This is a genomic window from Streptomyces sp. NPDC050625 (assembly GCF_040654755.1).
Lineage (GTDB): Bacteria > Actinomycetota > Actinomycetes > Streptomycetales > Streptomycetaceae > Streptomyces.
The window spans coordinates 491,743-506,860 of record NZ_JBFAIQ010000006.1 but is presented as its reverse complement, the minus strand read 5'-3'; the positions used below and the strand labels follow the sequence as shown (position 1 = coordinate 506,860).

Annotated in this window: 11 protein-coding genes; 8 read left to right on the top strand and 3 right to left on the bottom strand. The window is 70.9% G+C overall.

Annotation, left to right across the window (positions count from 1 at the left end; translation table 11 throughout):
* Nucleotides 1–414: 414 nt before the first annotated feature.
* Both AB0I54_RS17990 and ptsP read left to right on the top strand, forming a co-directional pair.
* Entirely contained in the window at nucleotides 415–864 is a 450-nt protein-coding gene (locus tag AB0I54_RS17990; protein ID WP_363296938.1) for a PTS glucose transporter subunit IIA, read from the top strand.
* A gap of 78 nt (nucleotides 865–942) precedes the next feature.
* Nucleotides 943–2,613, top strand: a complete 1,671-nt coding sequence (gene ptsP / locus AB0I54_RS17985; protein WP_363296937.1) for a phosphoenolpyruvate--protein phosphotransferase — start codon at nucleotides 943–945, stop codon at nucleotides 2,611–2,613.
* A gap of 68 nt (nucleotides 2,614–2,681) precedes the next feature.
* Here the strand turns inward: ptsP and AB0I54_RS17980 are convergent, their stop codons facing one another.
* Together AB0I54_RS17980 and AB0I54_RS17975 are read right to left on the bottom strand one after the other, a co-directional pair.
* Nucleotides 2,682–3,575 carry a hypothetical protein gene (locus AB0I54_RS17980; RefSeq protein WP_363296936.1) on the bottom strand — a complete coding sequence of 298 codons (894 nt, stop codon included), beginning with the start codon at nucleotides 3,573–3,575 and terminating at the stop codon, nucleotides 2,682–2,684.
* A 145-nt stretch (nucleotides 3,576–3,720) separates the two neighbouring features.
* Nucleotides 3,721–5,688, bottom strand: a complete 1,968-nt coding sequence (locus AB0I54_RS17975; protein WP_363296935.1) for an acetoacetate--CoA ligase — start codon at nucleotides 5,686–5,688, stop codon at nucleotides 3,721–3,723.
* Between the two features lie 212 nt (nucleotides 5,689–5,900).
* Between AB0I54_RS17975 and AB0I54_RS17970 the strand changes: the two genes are divergently transcribed.
* Nucleotides 5,901–8,261, top strand: coding sequence for a glycoside hydrolase family 31 protein (locus AB0I54_RS17970; protein WP_363296934.1), 2,361 nt, complete (start codon nucleotides 5,901–5,903; stop codon nucleotides 8,259–8,261).
* Between the two features lie 9 nt (nucleotides 8,262–8,270).
* Here AB0I54_RS17970 and AB0I54_RS17965 read toward each other — a convergent pair whose 3' ends face one another.
* Nucleotides 8,271–8,804, bottom strand: coding sequence for an NUDIX domain-containing protein (locus AB0I54_RS17965; RefSeq protein ID WP_363296933.1), 534 nt, complete (start codon nucleotides 8,802–8,804; stop codon nucleotides 8,271–8,273).
* 226 nt (nucleotides 8,805–9,030) lie between these two features.
* On the opposite strand from AB0I54_RS17965, the gene AB0I54_RS17960 reads away from it, so the two are divergent.
* The 5 genes from AB0I54_RS17960 to glpK all read left to right on the top strand — a co-directional run bounded on the left by AB0I54_RS17960 (nucleotide 9,031) and on the right by glpK (nucleotide 15,104).
* Nucleotides 9,031–9,477 (top strand): zinc ribbon domain-containing protein, encoded by a 447-nt coding sequence (locus AB0I54_RS17960; protein ID WP_363296932.1) that lies wholly within the window; start codon nucleotides 9,031–9,033, stop codon nucleotides 9,475–9,477.
* Nucleotides 9,474–10,664, top strand: a complete 1,191-nt coding sequence (locus tag AB0I54_RS17955; RefSeq protein ID WP_363296931.1) for a lipid-transfer protein — start codon at nucleotides 9,474–9,476, stop codon at nucleotides 10,662–10,664. The genes AB0I54_RS17960 and AB0I54_RS17955 overlap by 4 nt, the downstream gene beginning before the upstream one ends.
* Before the next feature lie 130 nt (nucleotides 10,665–10,794).
* The gene (locus tag AB0I54_RS17950; RefSeq protein WP_363296930.1) at nucleotides 10,795–12,444 is read left to right on the top strand and encodes a GGDEF domain-containing protein; all 1,650 of its coding nucleotides are present in this window, start codon (nucleotides 10,795–10,797) and stop codon (nucleotides 12,442–12,444) included.
* 377 nt (nucleotides 12,445–12,821) lie between these two features.
* The gene (locus AB0I54_RS17945) at nucleotides 12,822–13,559 is read left to right on the top strand and encodes an MIP/aquaporin family protein (protein WP_363296929.1); all 738 of its coding nucleotides are present in this window, start codon (nucleotides 12,822–12,824) and stop codon (nucleotides 13,557–13,559) included.
* A gap of 21 nt (nucleotides 13,560–13,580) precedes the next feature.
* Entirely contained in the window at nucleotides 13,581–15,104 is a 1,524-nt protein-coding gene (gene glpK, locus AB0I54_RS17940) for a glycerol kinase GlpK (RefSeq protein WP_363296928.1), read from the top strand.
* Nucleotides 15,105–15,118: the final 14 nt, after the last annotated feature.

Sequence of the window (15,118 nt, the reverse complement as noted above, 5' to 3'; positions counted from 1 at the left end):
GGCGTTGACTTTTGGCACGCTGTTGAGTTCTCAAGGAACGGACGCTTCCTTTGTACTCACCCTCTCGGGCTTTCCTCCGGGCGCTTCCCTTCGGTGTTCCAAACTCTATCAGTGTTTTTCCGTCTCTCTGACCACCGTTCCGCAGACATGCAGAAGGAGACCCTGAGATTAGGATCTGACAAATTTGGGTGCTGCTGAGTGAGGACGCCAGATCGCGTCACTCGGCCTCAAGCAGGAGTACGACTGTACACGGGGCCCTGAAGCGCGTGCAAATCGACGGGACTGGTGGTCTAGACCACTAGCTGGTAGCTTTCATGCGGAACCCGTTGTTCATCTGTCATACGCTGCTGCTCAGCGCTCCGTCCGGGCTCACCCGCGACGGTATATACGCAGCTCCACCCTGGGAGGCTTGCCATGACCACCGTGACGTCCCCTCTTGCAGGACGCGCCATCGGACTGGCATCCGTGCCGGATCCGGTCTTCTCCGGGGCCATGGTCGGCCCGGGCACGGCGATCGACCCCGTGCGTGAGCCGTCCGAGGCCGTGGCGCCGGTGGACGGAATCATCATCTCCCTGCATCCGCACGCCTTCGTGGTCGTCGACGAGCAGGGCCATGGTGTGCTCACCCACCTCGGTATCGACACCGTGCAGCTCAACGGTGAGGGCTTCGAACTGCTCGTCGGCAAGGGCGACACCGTGACGCGTGGTCAGGCCATCGTGCGCTGGGACCCCGCCGCCGTCGAGGCCGCCGGGAAGTCCCCGGTCTGCCCGATCGTGGCGCTGGAGGCCACTGCCGAGTCCCTCTCCGGTCTCCGCGACGACGGCGATGTGAAGGCCGGTGACAGTCTCTTCGACTGGAAGTGACGTCAGTGCCGTCGTATGACGGCCAGTAGGACAACCACCGCGGCGGCGGGACCCGCCGCACTATCGGAGACGGGTGAGATGGAGACAACGCTGCGAGGCGTCGGCGTGAGCCACGGTGTGGCGATCGGCGAGGTTCGGCACATGGGAACGGCGGTTCTTGAGCCGCCTGCCAAGCAGATACCGGTGGAGGAGGCGGAGCGCGAACAGGGGCGCGCCCGCCAGGCCGTGGAAGCGGTGGCGGCGGACCTGATCGCGCGGGGCAATCTGGCGGGCGGCGAAGCCCAGGCGGTGCTTGAGGCGCAGGCCATGATGGCCCAGGACCCCGAGCTGATCGCGGACGTGGATCGGCGAATCGCCGTCGGCAGCACGGCCGAGCGTGCCGTGTACGACGCGTTCGCCGCGTATCGGGAGCTGCTGGCGGCGGCCGGTGAGTACCTCGCCGGTCGCGTGGCCGACCTCGATGACGTACGGAATCGTATTGTCGCCCGGCTGCTGGGGGTTCCGATGCCGGGTGTCCCGGACAGCGACGAGCCCTATGTGCTCGTGGCCCGTGACCTCGCGCCTGCCGACACCGCTCTGCTCGACCCGACCCTGGTGCTCGGTTTTGTCACCGAGGAGGGCGGGCCGACCAGCCACAGCGCGATCCTGGCGCGGGCGCTCGGCGTGCCGGCCGTGGTGGCGCTGCCGGGTGCCGGTGAGCTCGCCGAGGGCACGGTGATCGCCGTCGACGGAAGTACCGGTGACATCTTCGTCAATCCGAGCGAGGAGAAGAAGGCGCAGCTCCAGACCGCGGCGGCGGAGCGCAAGGCCGCGCTGGCGGCGTCGACCGGGCCGGGTGCCACCGCCGACGGGCACAAGATGCCGCTGCTGGCCAACGTCGGCGGTCCGGCCGATGTGCCGGCCGCCTTGGAGGCGGGCGCCGAGGGTGTCGGTCTTTTCCGCACCGAGTTCCTCTTTCTGGACGACAGCAAGAACGCGCCGTCGGAGCAGAAGCAGGTCGACGCCTACCGACAGGTCCTTGAGGCGTTCCCCGAGGGCCGTGTCGTCGTGCGTGTGCTGGACGCGGGTGCGGACAAGCCGCTGGACTTCCTGACTCCGGCGGACGAGCCGAACCCGGCGCTGGGCGTGCGGGGTCTGCGGACGCTCCTCGATCACCCCGAGATCCTGCGCACGCAGCTGACCGCGCTGGCGAAGGCCGCGGAGGGGCTGCCGGTCTACCTGGAGGTGATGGCCCCGATGGTGGCCGACCGGGCCGACGCGAAGGCGTTCGCCGATGCGTGCCGCGAGGCGGGGCTGCAGGCGAAGTTCGGCGCGATGGTGGAGATCCCCTCGGCCGCTCTGCGGGCGCGCTCGATCCTGCAGGAGGTCGAGTTCCTGTCGCTGGGCACCAATGACCTCGCGCAGTACACGTTCGCCGCCGACCGGCAGGTGGGTGCGGTGTCGCGGCTGCAGGACCCGTGGCAGCCCGCGCTGCTCGACCTGGTCGCGGTGTCCGCGGAGGCCGCGAAGGCCGAGGGCAAGAGCTGTGGTGTGTGTGGCGAGGCCGCGTCCGACCCGCTGCTGGCCTGTGTGCTGACGGGTCTGGGGGTCACCTCCCTCTCCATGGGTGCGGCGTCCCTTCCTTATGTCCGGGCGACGCTGGCCAAGTACACACTGGCGCAGTGCGAGCGCGCCGCGTCGGCCGCGCGGGCGGCGGACAGCGCCGAGGGGGCGCGCAGCGCGGCCCAGGCGGTGCTGTCCGGCGAGTAGGCACACCGGCCACCGACGGTGGTTCGTTCAGGGGCGCTCCGCCTGCGGGTGGGGCGCCCCTGGTGTGTTCAGTGGCAGTGTCCGGGTGTCGTGTCCCCCTGTCCGAGGTCGGGTGGAGCGCAGTAGTCGACGCCGGATTCGGGGGCGATGAGGTTGCCGGATTCGATGTCGGTGCAGTAGGCGTCGAAGACCTCGCCCGCGGTGAGGGGTTCGAGGCCGTCTCCGCGCAGGCGCCAGCCGTAGATCCGGTCGGTGGTCCCGGGGGCGCTGGTGCGCATGACGAGTCCGCCGGGGCTGTGGGTGGCGATGCCCAGGGCGAGGACGGTGGTGAATTCGAGGGCCTCCGCCTCGTCCAGGTGGGTGTCGCCGTCGGTGTCCTGGTCGGCATGGAGGACGGAGACGAGGGTTTCCGGCGGGCCCGAGACGCTGCAGACGAGGTGCCGGTCGCCGGGTGGGGCCGTTTCGATGATGCGGGCGAGGAGTTCGGCGGCGTGGGTGAAGGCGGCTCGGCCGATGTCCTCGCCGCAGGTGGGGCAGGGGCCGAGGCGGGCGAGCAGGGTGCTCGCGTACTCCCATGTGGCCTGTCGGACGGCCTCGTCGACGAGGGCCGGCACGAGTTCGTCGAGGGCCTGGCCCTCGTAGGGGACGGTGGCGCCCGTGGCGGCCAGTTCCGCCGTGAAGCGGGCGCGGCTCGTCGGGGCGTCGGGGTCGACGCCGGTCTCCGCGCAGAAGTCGGCGTATTCCTCGGGGTCGAAGAGAGCCAGGGTGGTGTGGCTGCCCTGTGCGGCGCGGATCTTGAGCAGGGCCTCCATCTGCTGGAGATAGGTGGTGTGGTCGTCGAAGGTGAAGCTGCGGTAGCGCCGCATGGCGCGGAAGTCGTGCTCGTCGGTCAGCAGGCCGATGGTGCCCGCGATCTCGCGGCGCAGAACGCGTCGCATGGTCCGGTGGTCGGTGTGCGCCATGTTTCCCCCTGTGCGCAGTCGATCAGTGCTCACTCACAGTAATCGGGGGCACTGACAACGGGGGCGCTCGGGTCGGCCTCGGAGTTCGCCGCTGCTGGGTGGGTCCGAGGCCGCCCGTGGAGACCGACCGGATCGTGTGGGGAGGTCAGGCGCGCTTGCGTGCCAGGTCCTCGTAGAAGTCCAGCAGGTCCAGGTTGTCGATGGAGCCGGGGTTGACCGCCTTTTCCAGGGGTGTGCCCTGGAGCAGGCGCTTGACCGGGACCTCGATGCGCTTTCCGGTGAGGGTGTGCGGGACGCCGGGCACCTCGATGATCTCGTCGGGGACGTGGCGCGGCGAGAGCTGTTCGCGGATGGCCTGCTTGATGCGGTTCAGGAGTGCCTCGTCGAGGACGGCTCCCGGGACGAGGTGCACGAAGAGCGGCATCCAGTAGCCGCCGTCGGGCTGTTCGATGCCGATGACCAGGGATTCCTTGATCTCGGGGAGTCGTTCGACGACCTCGTAGATGTCGGCCGAACCCATGCGCACGCCTTGGCGGTTGAGGGTGGAGTCGGAGCGGCCGTGGATGACGACGGAGCCCCGTGAGGTGACGGTGATCCAGTCGCCGTGGCGCCAGACGCCGGGGTAGGTGTCGAAGTAGCTGTCGTGGTAGCGGCTGCCGTCCGGGTCGTTCCAGAACCTGATCGGCATCGAGGGCATGGGGTTGGTGACCACCAGCTCGCCCACCTCGTCGACGAGTGGGCTGCCGCTCGGGTCCCAGGACTGCAGGTCGGTGGCCAGGCTGGGTGCCTGGAGTTCGCCGATGTACACCGGGAGCGTCGGTACGGCTCCGGCGAAGCAGGAGCACACGTCCGTGCCGCCGCTCACGGAGGCGATCCACAGGTCGTCGCGGACCTCGTCGTGCAGCCAGCGGAACCCGTCGGGCGGCAGGGGCGAGCCGGTCGTGGCGACGCACTGCACCTTGGAGAGGTCGTGGTCGCGGGACGGGTGGACGCCCGCCTTGCGGCAGGCCATGACGTACGCGGCCGAGGTGCCGTACAGGGTGGCTCCGGTGCGTTCGGCGATCCGCCACTGGGCGCCGGTGTCCGGGTAGCCGGGGCTGCCGTCGTACAGGACGATCGTGGTGCCCGTGAGCAGGCCGGAGACGAGGAAGTTCCACATCATCCAGCCGGTCGAGGTGTACCAGAAGAAACGGTCCTCGGGGCCCAGGTCGCAGTGCAGGCCGAGTTGTTTGAGGTGCTCGACGAGGATGCCGCCCTGGGACTGGACGATGGCCTTGGGCAGGCCGGTCGTGCCCGAGGAGTAGAGCACCCACAGGGGGTGGTCGAACGGGACCTGTTCGAAGACGGGCTCCGTGTCGGCGGACGTCAGGGCCGACCACTCCAGGGCGCCGTCGGGTGCGGTGCTGCCGAGGAGCGGGATGTGGACGACGGCGCGCAGGGTGGGCAGTTCGCGGCGCAGTTCGGTGACGATCTCGCGGCGGTCGTGCTCCTTGCCGCCGTAGCGGTAGCCGTCGACGGTGAACAGGACGACGGGCTCGACCTGCTGGAAGCGGTCCAGGACGCTGCGGGCACCGAAGTCGGGCGCGCAGGAGGTCCACACGCCGCCCACGGCCGCCGTGGCGAGGAGGGCGACGACGGCCTGGGGGATGTTGGGGAGGTAGCCGCTGACGCGGTCTCCGGGGCGTACGCCGAGGGCGCGCAGTTCGGCGGCCAGGGAGCCGACCTGGCGGCGCAGCTCGGACCAGGTCACCGGGATCGGCTCGTGGGTCTCGTCGACGTACAGGAGCGCTGGTTCGTCCCCGCGGGTCTCGGCGGCCCGAAGGGCGTGCTCGGCGTAGTTCAGGGTCGCCCCGGGGAACCACTGCGCACCGGGCATCGAGCGGTCGCCCAGCACGCGCGCGTAGGGCGTGGAGAACCGTACGTCGAACCACTCCGTGAGGGCTTTCCAGAACGTGTCCAGTTGGTCGACGGACCAGCGGTGCAGGGCCGCGTAGCCGCCTTCGGCGGGGGCGCCGTGGTGCTCGGCGGCCCAGGCCTGGAACCTGGTGATGCGTGCCTGGGCGATTCGCTCCGGATCTGGTTGCCAGAGCGGCAGGGGGTTCGCGGTCGACATGTGCGGCTCCCGGACTGTGCGCGTTGTGGGCGTCGGTCGCGCACGGGCTGGGTTGTGCGCGTGACGCGGCTGACAGGGACGATGCCATGTGATCGACTTCTACACCAGGGTGCGCCCCACATAGTCCGTGTCGTGAAGATGTGGTCCGAGCACGGGTGAACGGCAGTTGAACGACACGCACGCGTGGGGCGGTCAGTGGCAGGGTGAACAGCATGGACGGTCGTGACCTGGTGCGTTCGGTGAAGGTGGTCGGTTCGGCGGGGGCGGCTCAGGGTTTGCGTACCGTACTGGCCGCGTGGCGCAGGAGGCGTACCGACGCCGCGGGGCTGCCGCCGCGCGGTGTCGAGCGCGCACGTGTGCCCGGGCCGGTACGGGGCGCGGAGCCCGGGCCGGGAGGCGGTGTCATCCGCTTCGGCCGGTCCGAGCTGCGGATCGTGGTCGCCGTGAACGGGGCCGTCTTCTGGGGCTGGGACGGGGCGGGCCCCGAGCCGTCGTACGCGCTCGCGGGGCACTGTCCCGAGCCTGATCCGCGGGCGGTGCTGGAGCCGGACAAGGACGGCGGCTGGCGCGTCGTGGCGGAGCGGGCGACGGTCGTGGTCTCGCGGCACGGCGCGGTCGAGGTGTGCACGCCCGGCGGCGTGACGCTGCGGCGGGATCTGCCCCCGCGGTGGTGGGAGCCGGTCGGCGGTGGCACGGCGCGCTGGATGCAGCGCTCGGAGGTGGCCGCCGACGCGCGCTTCTTCGGGCTGGGCGGCCGCGCGTCGGGACTCCGGTTGCGCGACGGGACGTACCGGTTGTGGAACACCGACCCGGGGCATGCCTTCGGCCCCGGTGACGATCCGCTGTACATCACGATGCCGGTGCAGTTGGTGGTGGCGGACGCGGCCACGCATCTGGTGTTCCTCGACTCCTCGTGGGACGGGACGGTGACGCTGCGGGAGGGTGAGGAGGGTGCCGGCTCCGGCCATGACCGGGCCGGGCGGTGTGAGCTGCGGATGGAGGGCGGTCCGCTGCGCTGCTGGGTGATCGTGGGTACCCCGGCGCGCGTGCTGCACGCCTGGGCCTCGCTGACCGGGGCACCCGCGCTGCCGCCGGAGTGGGCGCTGGGTCACCATCACGCGCGCTGGGGGTTCGGCAGCGAGGACGAGGTGCGGCGGATCGTCGCGGGCTACCGGGAGCGCGGTCTGCCGCTGGACGCCGTCCATCTGGACATCGACCACTACGACGCGCACCAGGTGTTCACGGTCGACGAGGAGCACTTCCCCAAGCTGCCGGGGCTCGCGGAGGAGCTGCGGCGGGACGGGGTCAGGCTGGTGTCGATCGTCGATCCCGCGGTGAAGGCCGCGCCGGGCAACGCCGTGTACGACAGCGGGAAGGCCGTGGACGCCTTCGTGCGGGACGCTTCGGGGCGGACGGTGCGGGGCGTGGTGTGGCCCGGTGAGTCGGTCTACCCGGACTTCACGCACGCGCGCGTGCGGAAGTGGTGGGGCGGGTTCTACGAGGAGCGGCTCGCGCAGGGTTTCGCGGGGTTCTGGCACGACATGAACGAGCCCACGTCCTTCACGGCCTTCGGCGAGTCGACGCTGCCGCGTTCGGCGCGGCACTCCCTGGAGGGTCGCGGCGGCGACCACCGGGAGGCGCACAACGTGTATGCCCTGTGCATGGCCAGGGCCGGCTACGAGGGGCTGCGTGAACTGATCCCCCAGCAGCGGCCGTTCCTGTTCTCGCGCTCCGGCTGGGCCGGAATGCAGCGGTACGGCGGCACCTGGTCCGGGGACGTGGCCACCGGATGGCCGGGGCTGCGCGCGTCCCTGTCGCTCGTCATGGGGCTCGGGCTGTGCGGTGTGCCGTACTCGGGACCGGACGTGGGCGGGTTCGACGGGAGCCCGTCGCCTGAGCTGTTTCTGCGCTGGTTCCAGCTCGGCGCGTATCTGCCGCTGTTCCGGACGCACGCGAGTCTGCGGGCGGGGCGCAGGGAGCCCTGGGAGTTCGGTGCCGAGGTACTGGAGCACGCGCGCGTGGCGCTCGGCGAACGCCGGCGTCTGCTGCCGTACTTCATGACACTGGCGCATCTGGCCCGCCGTACCGGTGCGCCCTATGTGCGGCCGCTGTGGTGGGGGGCGCCGGAGGACCGGGCGTTGCGCGACTGCGAGGACGCGTTCCTGCTGGGCGACTGCCTCCTGGTGGCGCCGGTGCTCGATCCGGGCGCGGACCGGCGTGCGGTGCAGCTGCCCCGGGGGCGCTGGTACGACACGGCGACGGGGCGCGTCTACCAGGGCCCGGGGCAGGTCCTGGTCGACGCCCCTTTGTCGCGGATTCCGGTGCTCGCGCGCGCGGGGGCCGTGCTGCCCGTGCGGGACGGCGGTGGCGCGCTGGAGCTGGAGGTGTGGGCGCCCGCGCGTGGGCGGACCGGCGGCGGGCTGGTCGTGCCGGACGCGGGCGACGGGTGGGACGAGCCGGAGGTCGAACGCTACGTCGCCCGCTGGGAGGGCCGGCGGGTGGTGGTCAGGCGGGAGGGCGAGGACGGCGTGAGCGAGTCGCCCTACCCGGTGCGCATACGAGGGCTGGGGTGAGCGCCGGGTTCAGTACCGGCCCTCGAACCATGCCCGCGCGGCCAGCGTGTGCAGCGGAAAGGCGAGTTCCTCCGGCCTGCGCAGCAGATGCCAGCCCTCGGTCTCGTCGGTCGCGTGGGAGGCGGGGAGTCCCTCGGCCGGTCGTTCCGGAAGGAGCCCGAAGAGCAGCAGGTGCCCGTCGGGTGAGCTCATCGCGTCGACGAGCCGCACGTCGCGGCTCACGGCGTCGATGCCCGTTTCCTCCTTGAGTTCGCGGACGACTGCCTGCCGCCAGTCCTCGCGGTCGTCGATGTAGCCACCGGGCAGTGCGGTGCTCCCGCGCGCGGGAGCGATGGTGCGGGTGATGACGACCAGGGCGGTGCCCTTCGTGTCGTACACGGGCTGAAGTGCGATCGCGACCGGCAGAGGGTTGCGATAGGCGATGGTCCCGCAGGCCGGACAGGTGCGGGGCCAGCCGGAGACTCCGTCTCCGTAGGGCGCTCCGCAGCTCGAACAGTGCGAGCCTTGAGCGGAGTTGGCGGTTGGGTGCTGAATTTCGGACACGCGCGGACTGTATCCGATCGCAGGAACGGCGTCTTCCGCTCGCCGACAGGTGCTGAAACGAACGGAACAGGAGGGGCGGCCGGAACCACCCCCGTCGGCCCCGCCCGCCCCTCCCGATACCACGACGCCGGAAGCGGGCATCCGGTTCGCCCGCGCGGCCTGCCGATTCACGGTTGCCCGTGGCACACTTCTGACGTTCCGTCAGATTCGGCGTTCTGGAGGGGCTTTGACGCGCACACGCACGCCCGCGGTCTCCGGCTGGTTCACCGGCGAAGGGGACGCGTTCCGGCTTCTCGGCACGCGGTGTTCGGCCTGTACCTCGGTCTTCTTCCCGCGCGAGGACATCCACTGCCGCAATCCGGTGTGTGCCGGCGGCGACCTGGAGGAGGTGCCCCTGTCGCGCCGGGGACGGATCTGGTCGTACACGGACAGCCGGTACCGGCCTCCGTCACCCTATGTGAGCGATCCGGAACTTCCGTGGGAGCCGTACGCGTTGATCGCGGTGGAGCTGGAGTCCGAGCGGATCGTGGTGCTGGGGCAGGCGGTTCCGGGCGTCACCGTCGCCGATCTGACGGTGGGCATGGAGGTGGAGGTCGTCCCCGGAGCGCTTCACGAGGACGCGGAGACGACCTGGACGACCTGGCAGTGGCGGCCGACGGGGGTGACGGCATGACAGTGGACGTGGCGGTGCTCGGTGTGGGCATGCACCCCTGGGGCAAGTGGGGGCGCGGCTTCGTCGAGTACGGGACGGCGGCGGCGCGCGCCGCGCTGGCGGACGCGGGCCTGAGGTGGCAGGACATCGGCTCGATCGTGGGCGCGGACACGGTGCGTGGCGGATATCCGGGCCACGTCGCGGGCGCGACCTTCGCAAAGGCCCTGGGCTGGCAGGGAGCCCGGGTCACGAGCGTGTACGCGGCCTGCGCGTCCGGGGCACAGGCGGTCGCCGCGGCTCGGGCGCAGATCCTCGCCGGCCTGGCGGACACGGTGCTGGTGGTCGGGGCGGACGCCGCGCCCAAGGGCTTCTTCCGGCCTGCCGGCGGCGATCGGCCCGATGATCCGGACTGGCTGCGTTTCCGGCTGCTGGGGGCGACGAACCCGGCGTACTTCGGGCTGTACGCGCGACGGCGGATGGCGGTGCACGGCGACACCCCGGAGGACTTCGCCCTGGTCAAGGTGAAGAACGCCGCCCTGGGGGCGCTGAACCCGTGTGCGCGCTACCGCAAGCGGGTCACGGCCGAGGAGGTCGCCGCCTCGGCCGTGGTCGCCGATCCGTTGCGGCTGCTCGACATCTGCGCGACCTCCGACGGCGGCGCGGCACTGGTGCTGTCCAGTCTGGATTTCGCCCGACGGCACGGCGTCGACCGACCCGTGCGGATCAGGGCGGTGTCCACGGTCACGCCGCGGTATCCCAGTACGGTGCTGGACCTGCCGGACATCGCCACGGACTCGGCCGCGGCGGTGGAGCCGCCCGAGGACACGTTCCGGGCGTCGATCGCACGGGCCGCCTACGAGGAGGCGGGCATCGGCCCCGAGGACCTGTCCCTGGCCGAGGTCTACGACCTGTCCACCGCCCTGGAGCTGCAGTGGTACGAGGATCTGGGGCTGTGCGCCGAGGGCGAGGGCGCGAAGCTGCTGCGGGAGGGCGCGACGGCCCTGGCCGGGCGCATACCCGTGAACACCAGCGGCGGGCTCGCTTCCTTCGGAGAGGCGGTGCCGGCCCAGGCGCTCGCCCAGGTCTGCGAGCTGACCTGGCAGTTGAGAAACGCCGCGGGCGACCGGCAGGTCGCCGGAGCACGCGTGGGCATCACGGCCAACCAGGGGCTGTTCGGGCACGGCTCCTCGGTGATCGCGGTGCGCTGACCGGGGATGCCGGGAGCCATGTGACGGGCGGGTCGCGCGACAACCCTACGCTGTGTGATCGACCCGGAATGCTGCGTGAACGTCTCATGAACTGGGCCTGGGCGTGCCCCGGCGGCGCAATCATGCTGCCGTGTACTCCTGGACGGACACTCTCCGCTTCGCCTTCCAGCCGGTGGTCAATCTGACGACCGGGGGGATCGCCGCATTGGAGATACTCGCCCGCCCGGAGACCGGCGACATCCTGGCCGAGGCCCGTCGCGACCCCGAACTCGACGGCGGTCTGGCCGTGTTGGCCCTCCGTGCGGCAGCTCGCAAGCAGACGCTGCTTCCGTTGCACGTCAACGTGTTCGCAGCCACGCTCGCCGACCTCGGCGGCCTCACCCGGCTGTACGAGGCCGTGCGCGAGGCCGGGCGCATGCCGTGGGAGGTGACGCTCGACATCGTCCCGCCCTACACGCACGTGCCCCAACGGGCTCTGCTTGAGGCGGTGGCCACACTGCGCGGCCAGGGGTTCCGGATCAGCGCGGACGGCATCGGGGACGGGGACGTACCCCTGCGGCTGCTCACCGATCTGGCCCCCGACCTGGTCAAACTGGATGCCTCCTTGCTGACCCGGCCGGCCGCCGTGCGGGCGATGCGGACGCTGTGCGAGCAGCTCGGCGCCCTGGTCGCGGTCGAGGGCGTGGAGACCGAATTGCAGTGCGGGGCGGCGCTGTCGGCGGGCGCGCAGCTGGCGCAGGGCGAGCTGTTCGCACCACCGGCCCGGATCCCCGCGTCGGACGTATACGTTCCGCCCCGGTTCCCGAGCGCCGCGGCCCTGCCACGGCCGGGCCCCTCGGTGCTGGACTTCGTGCGGCCCGCCGCGCTTCTGCCCGTCACCGCGTCGGCGGGTCAGGTGCGTGCGCTGCTGACCGGCTCGCCGGACGTGTCCGGGGTGCTGCTCGTGGACCGGGCCGGGGCGCCGGTCCGGTCGGTGCACCGCTCCCGGTTCCTGCTGTCGATGTCGGGCCGCTACGGGCACGCCCTGTACGCCGACCGGCCCGCCGCGAAACTCGGGGACGCGCCGCGCACCGTCGGCGTGGACGCCACCGCCTGGGAGGTGCTCGACGTGGTGGCGGTCGGCGGCCGGGACCGTACCTCGGACGATGTGGCGGTCGTCGACCGTCAGGGGCGGTGCGTGGGCGTCGTACGGCTCGCGGATCTCGTACGGGCGCTGGCCGAGAGCCGGGTCGAGGAGGCGGCCGGGCTCAATCCGCTGACCCGGCTGCCCGGTTCGGACGCGATCACCGGTGAGGTGGACCGGTGGCTCGCGGGCGGCCGGACCTGCGCGCTGAGCTGGCTGGACATCGACCACTTCAAACAGGTCAACGACGGAGCGGGGTTCGCCGCGGGCGACGAGCTGATCCGGGCGGTGGCGCGGGCCCTGCAGCACGCGGCGTCCGGGGCCACGCGTGTGGGACACATCGGCGGGGACGACTTCCTGGTGCTCGCCGACGAGGACGGGCTGGATCCGGTGGTCTCCGCCGTGCTCGACGCACCCTGGTCGGCGGGCGGCCGTCCCGTCACACTGTCCCTCGCCACCGTCGTGTGTCTGCCGGGCAGCGTCGCCGACCACCGGCAGGCCGCCGCGTGTCTGGCGCCGCTGAAGAAGGCCGCGAAGGCGCTGAGCGGGGCCAGTTGGGTGCTGGGAAGAGCGGGACTGCCCGGGCACGAAATACGGCGGGGTACGGGGGTGAGGGCCGCCCAGACCGGGTACGTGACCGTGGAGCGCCTCGGCTGACCGGCCGCCCCGGCGTGCCCCCGTCGACCGGGGGACACGGGGCCGAACGGCCGCCCCTGCACGTGCGTTGAGGGTCCACGGTGCCCGGGCGAGCGGCTGTCATCGTTGCCGTCCACGACCTTGACGCTCTGAAGACGCCGGTGAACACTTCCCGGTGTCGGTCGACATCGCCGTACATTCTCGGCGTTATCAGGCACTGCGCCGCGGGCCGCTCCTGAGCCATGGTCCGTTCCCCCGCTGGCGATTCGACCGCGACGGCACGCTCGTCACGGACGCCGGGCGGGGCGCGGGACCTCCTCGCTTTCGGCTGAAGTCGCCAAGGGAGCCGTTCCAGCTCGGACCACCGGGGTCGGCCCGGCCAGCGTCTAGGAGCCGCCATGAGCAATGGAGACATATTCGTCGGCGAGATCATCGGTACCGCCATCCTGATCCTCTTCGGTGCCGGGGTCTGTGCCGCCGTCACCCTCAGATACTCCAAGGCACGTGCCTCGGGGTGGGTCGTGATCGCGTTCGGCTGGGGATTCGGTGTGCTGGCGGGCGCGTACACCGCCGCTCCCCTGTCCGGCGGGCACCTCAACCCCGCCGTCACCATCGGTATCGCCGTGGACACCGGCAAGTGGGACAAGGTCTGGGTGTATCTGCTGGGCCAGCTCATCGGCGCGATGCTCGGCGCCGTGCTGGCCTATCTGGTCTACCTCGCCCAGTTCCAGGCGAACGTCCACAAGGAGGGATCCTCGGAGGAACCGACTCCGACACTCGGCATCTTCTCCACCATCCCGGAGATCCGGAATCCCGTCGCCAACCTCATCACGGAGATCATCGCGACGATGTCGCTGGTCCTGCCGATCCTCGCGTTCGGGCTGACCAAGGGACTCGGCGAGTCCGGCACCACCGTGCTCATCGTCTCGCTGCTCGTCGTCGGCATCGGGCTCTCCCTCGGCGGGCCCACCGGCTATGCCATCAACCCGACGCGCGACCTCGGCCCGCGCATCGTGCACACCTTCCTGCCGATCCCCAACAAGGGGACGTCCGACTGGGGTTACGCCTGGGTCCCGGTCGTCGGCCCACTGATCGGCGGAGCGCTCGCGGGCCTCATCTACAACGCAGCCTTCTGACCCAGCGACCAAGGGGTAGCCATGACGGACACCGTCGAGAAGTACGTTGCCGCAATTGACCAGGGCACCACCTCGAGCCGCTGCATCATCTTCGACCACGGCGGCGCGATCGTCGCCGTCGACCAGCGTGAACACCGCCAGATCTTCCCCAAGCCGGGCTGGGTGGAGCACGACGCCACCGAGATCTGGTCCAAGGTGCAGGCCGTCGTGGCCGGTGCGCTCGCCAAGGCAGGGCTGCGCGCCGACCAGCTCAGCGCGCTCGGCATCACCAACCAGCGCGAGACGACGGTCCTGTGGGACCGCGCCACGGGCAAGCCCGTGCACAACGCGATCGTCTGGCAGGACACCCGCACCGCCGCCCTGTGCAACCAACTCGGCGGCAAGGACGGCCAGGACCGCTTCCGTGAGCAGACCGGACTGCCGCTGGCCAGCTACTTCTCCGGGCCCAAGGCCGCCTGGCTGCTGGACAGCGTGCCGGGGCTCAGGGATCGTGCCGAGCGCGGCGAGATCGCCTTCGGGACCATCGACTCCTGGCTGATCTGGAACCTCACCGGGGGCACCGACGGCGGCCGGCACGTCACCGATGTGACGAACGCGGGTCGCACCATGCTGATGAACCTGGAGACCCTCCAGTGGGACGCGTCCATCCTGACCGCGATGAACGTGCCCGAGGCCGTCCTGCCCGAGATCAGGTCCTCGGCGGAGGTGTACGGCACCGCCGTCGGCCAACTCGCCGGTGTTCCCGTCGCGTCCGCTCTCGGCGACCAGCAGGCGGCCGTGTTCGGGCAGGCCTGCTACGACGTCGGAACGGCCAAGAACACCTATGGCACCGGCAGCTTCCTGCTGCTCAACACCGGCAACCGGCCCGTGCCCTCGAAGAGCGGTCTGCTGACGACGATGGGCTACAAGATCGGCAGCGAGGCACCGGTCTACTGCCTGGAGGGGTCCATCGCGATCACGGGCGCGCTGGTCCAGTGGTTCCGCGACCAGCTCGGAATCATCCGTACCGCCGACGAGATCGAGCCGCTGGCGGCGAGCGTCGAGGACAACGGCGGCGCCTACATCGTGCCCGCCTTCTCGGGCCTGTTCGCGCCCTACTGGCGCTCGGACGCGCGCGGGGTCGTCACCGGCCTGACCCGGTACGTCACGAAGGCACATCTCGCGCGCGCGGTGCTGGAGGCGACGAGCTGGCAGACGCGCGAGGTCGTGGACGCCATGTTCCAGGACTCCGGCGTGCACATCACCACCCTGAAGGTCGACGGCGGCATGACGAAGAACAACCTGCTCATGCAGCACCAGGCCGATGTGCTCGGCGTGCCGGTGATCCGGCCCAAGGTCTCCGAGACGACCTGTCTGGGCGCCGCGTACGCGGCCGGCCTCGCAACCGGTGTGTGGAACGACCTCGACGAACTGAAGTCGCACTGGCAGAAGGACGTGGAGTGGACGCCCTCCATGGAGGCGTCGGTGCGTGACCGCGAGTACCACAACTGGCGCAAGGCCGTGGAGAAGAGTTTCGGCTGGCTGGAGGACGGCGACGGCCAGTAGGGATCGCAAAGGAC

Coding starts and splice junctions, on each gene's coding strand:
- AB0I54_RS17990 (WP_363296938.1), top strand. CDS start 415: ATGACCACCGTGACGTCCCCTCTTGCAGGACGCGCCATCGGACTGGCA.
- ptsP (WP_363296937.1), top strand. CDS start 943: ATGGAGACAACGCTGCGAGGCGTCGGCGTGAGCCACGGTGTGGCGATC.
- AB0I54_RS17980 (WP_363296936.1), bottom strand. CDS start 3,575: ATGGCGCACACCGACCACCGGACCATGCGACGCGTTCTGCGCCGCGAG.
- AB0I54_RS17975 (WP_363296935.1), bottom strand. CDS start 5,688: ATGTCGACCGCGAACCCCCTGCCGCTCTGGCAACCAGATCCGGAGCGA.
- AB0I54_RS17970 (WP_363296934.1), top strand. CDS start 5,901: ATGGACGGTCGTGACCTGGTGCGTTCGGTGAAGGTGGTCGGTTCGGCG.
- AB0I54_RS17955 (WP_363296931.1), top strand. CDS start 9,474: ATGACAGTGGACGTGGCGGTGCTCGGTGTGGGCATGCACCCCTGGGGC.
- AB0I54_RS17945 (WP_363296929.1), top strand. CDS start 12,822: ATGAGCAATGGAGACATATTCGTCGGCGAGATCATCGGTACCGCCATC.
- glpK (WP_363296928.1), top strand. CDS start 13,581: ATGACGGACACCGTCGAGAAGTACGTTGCCGCAATTGACCAGGGCACC.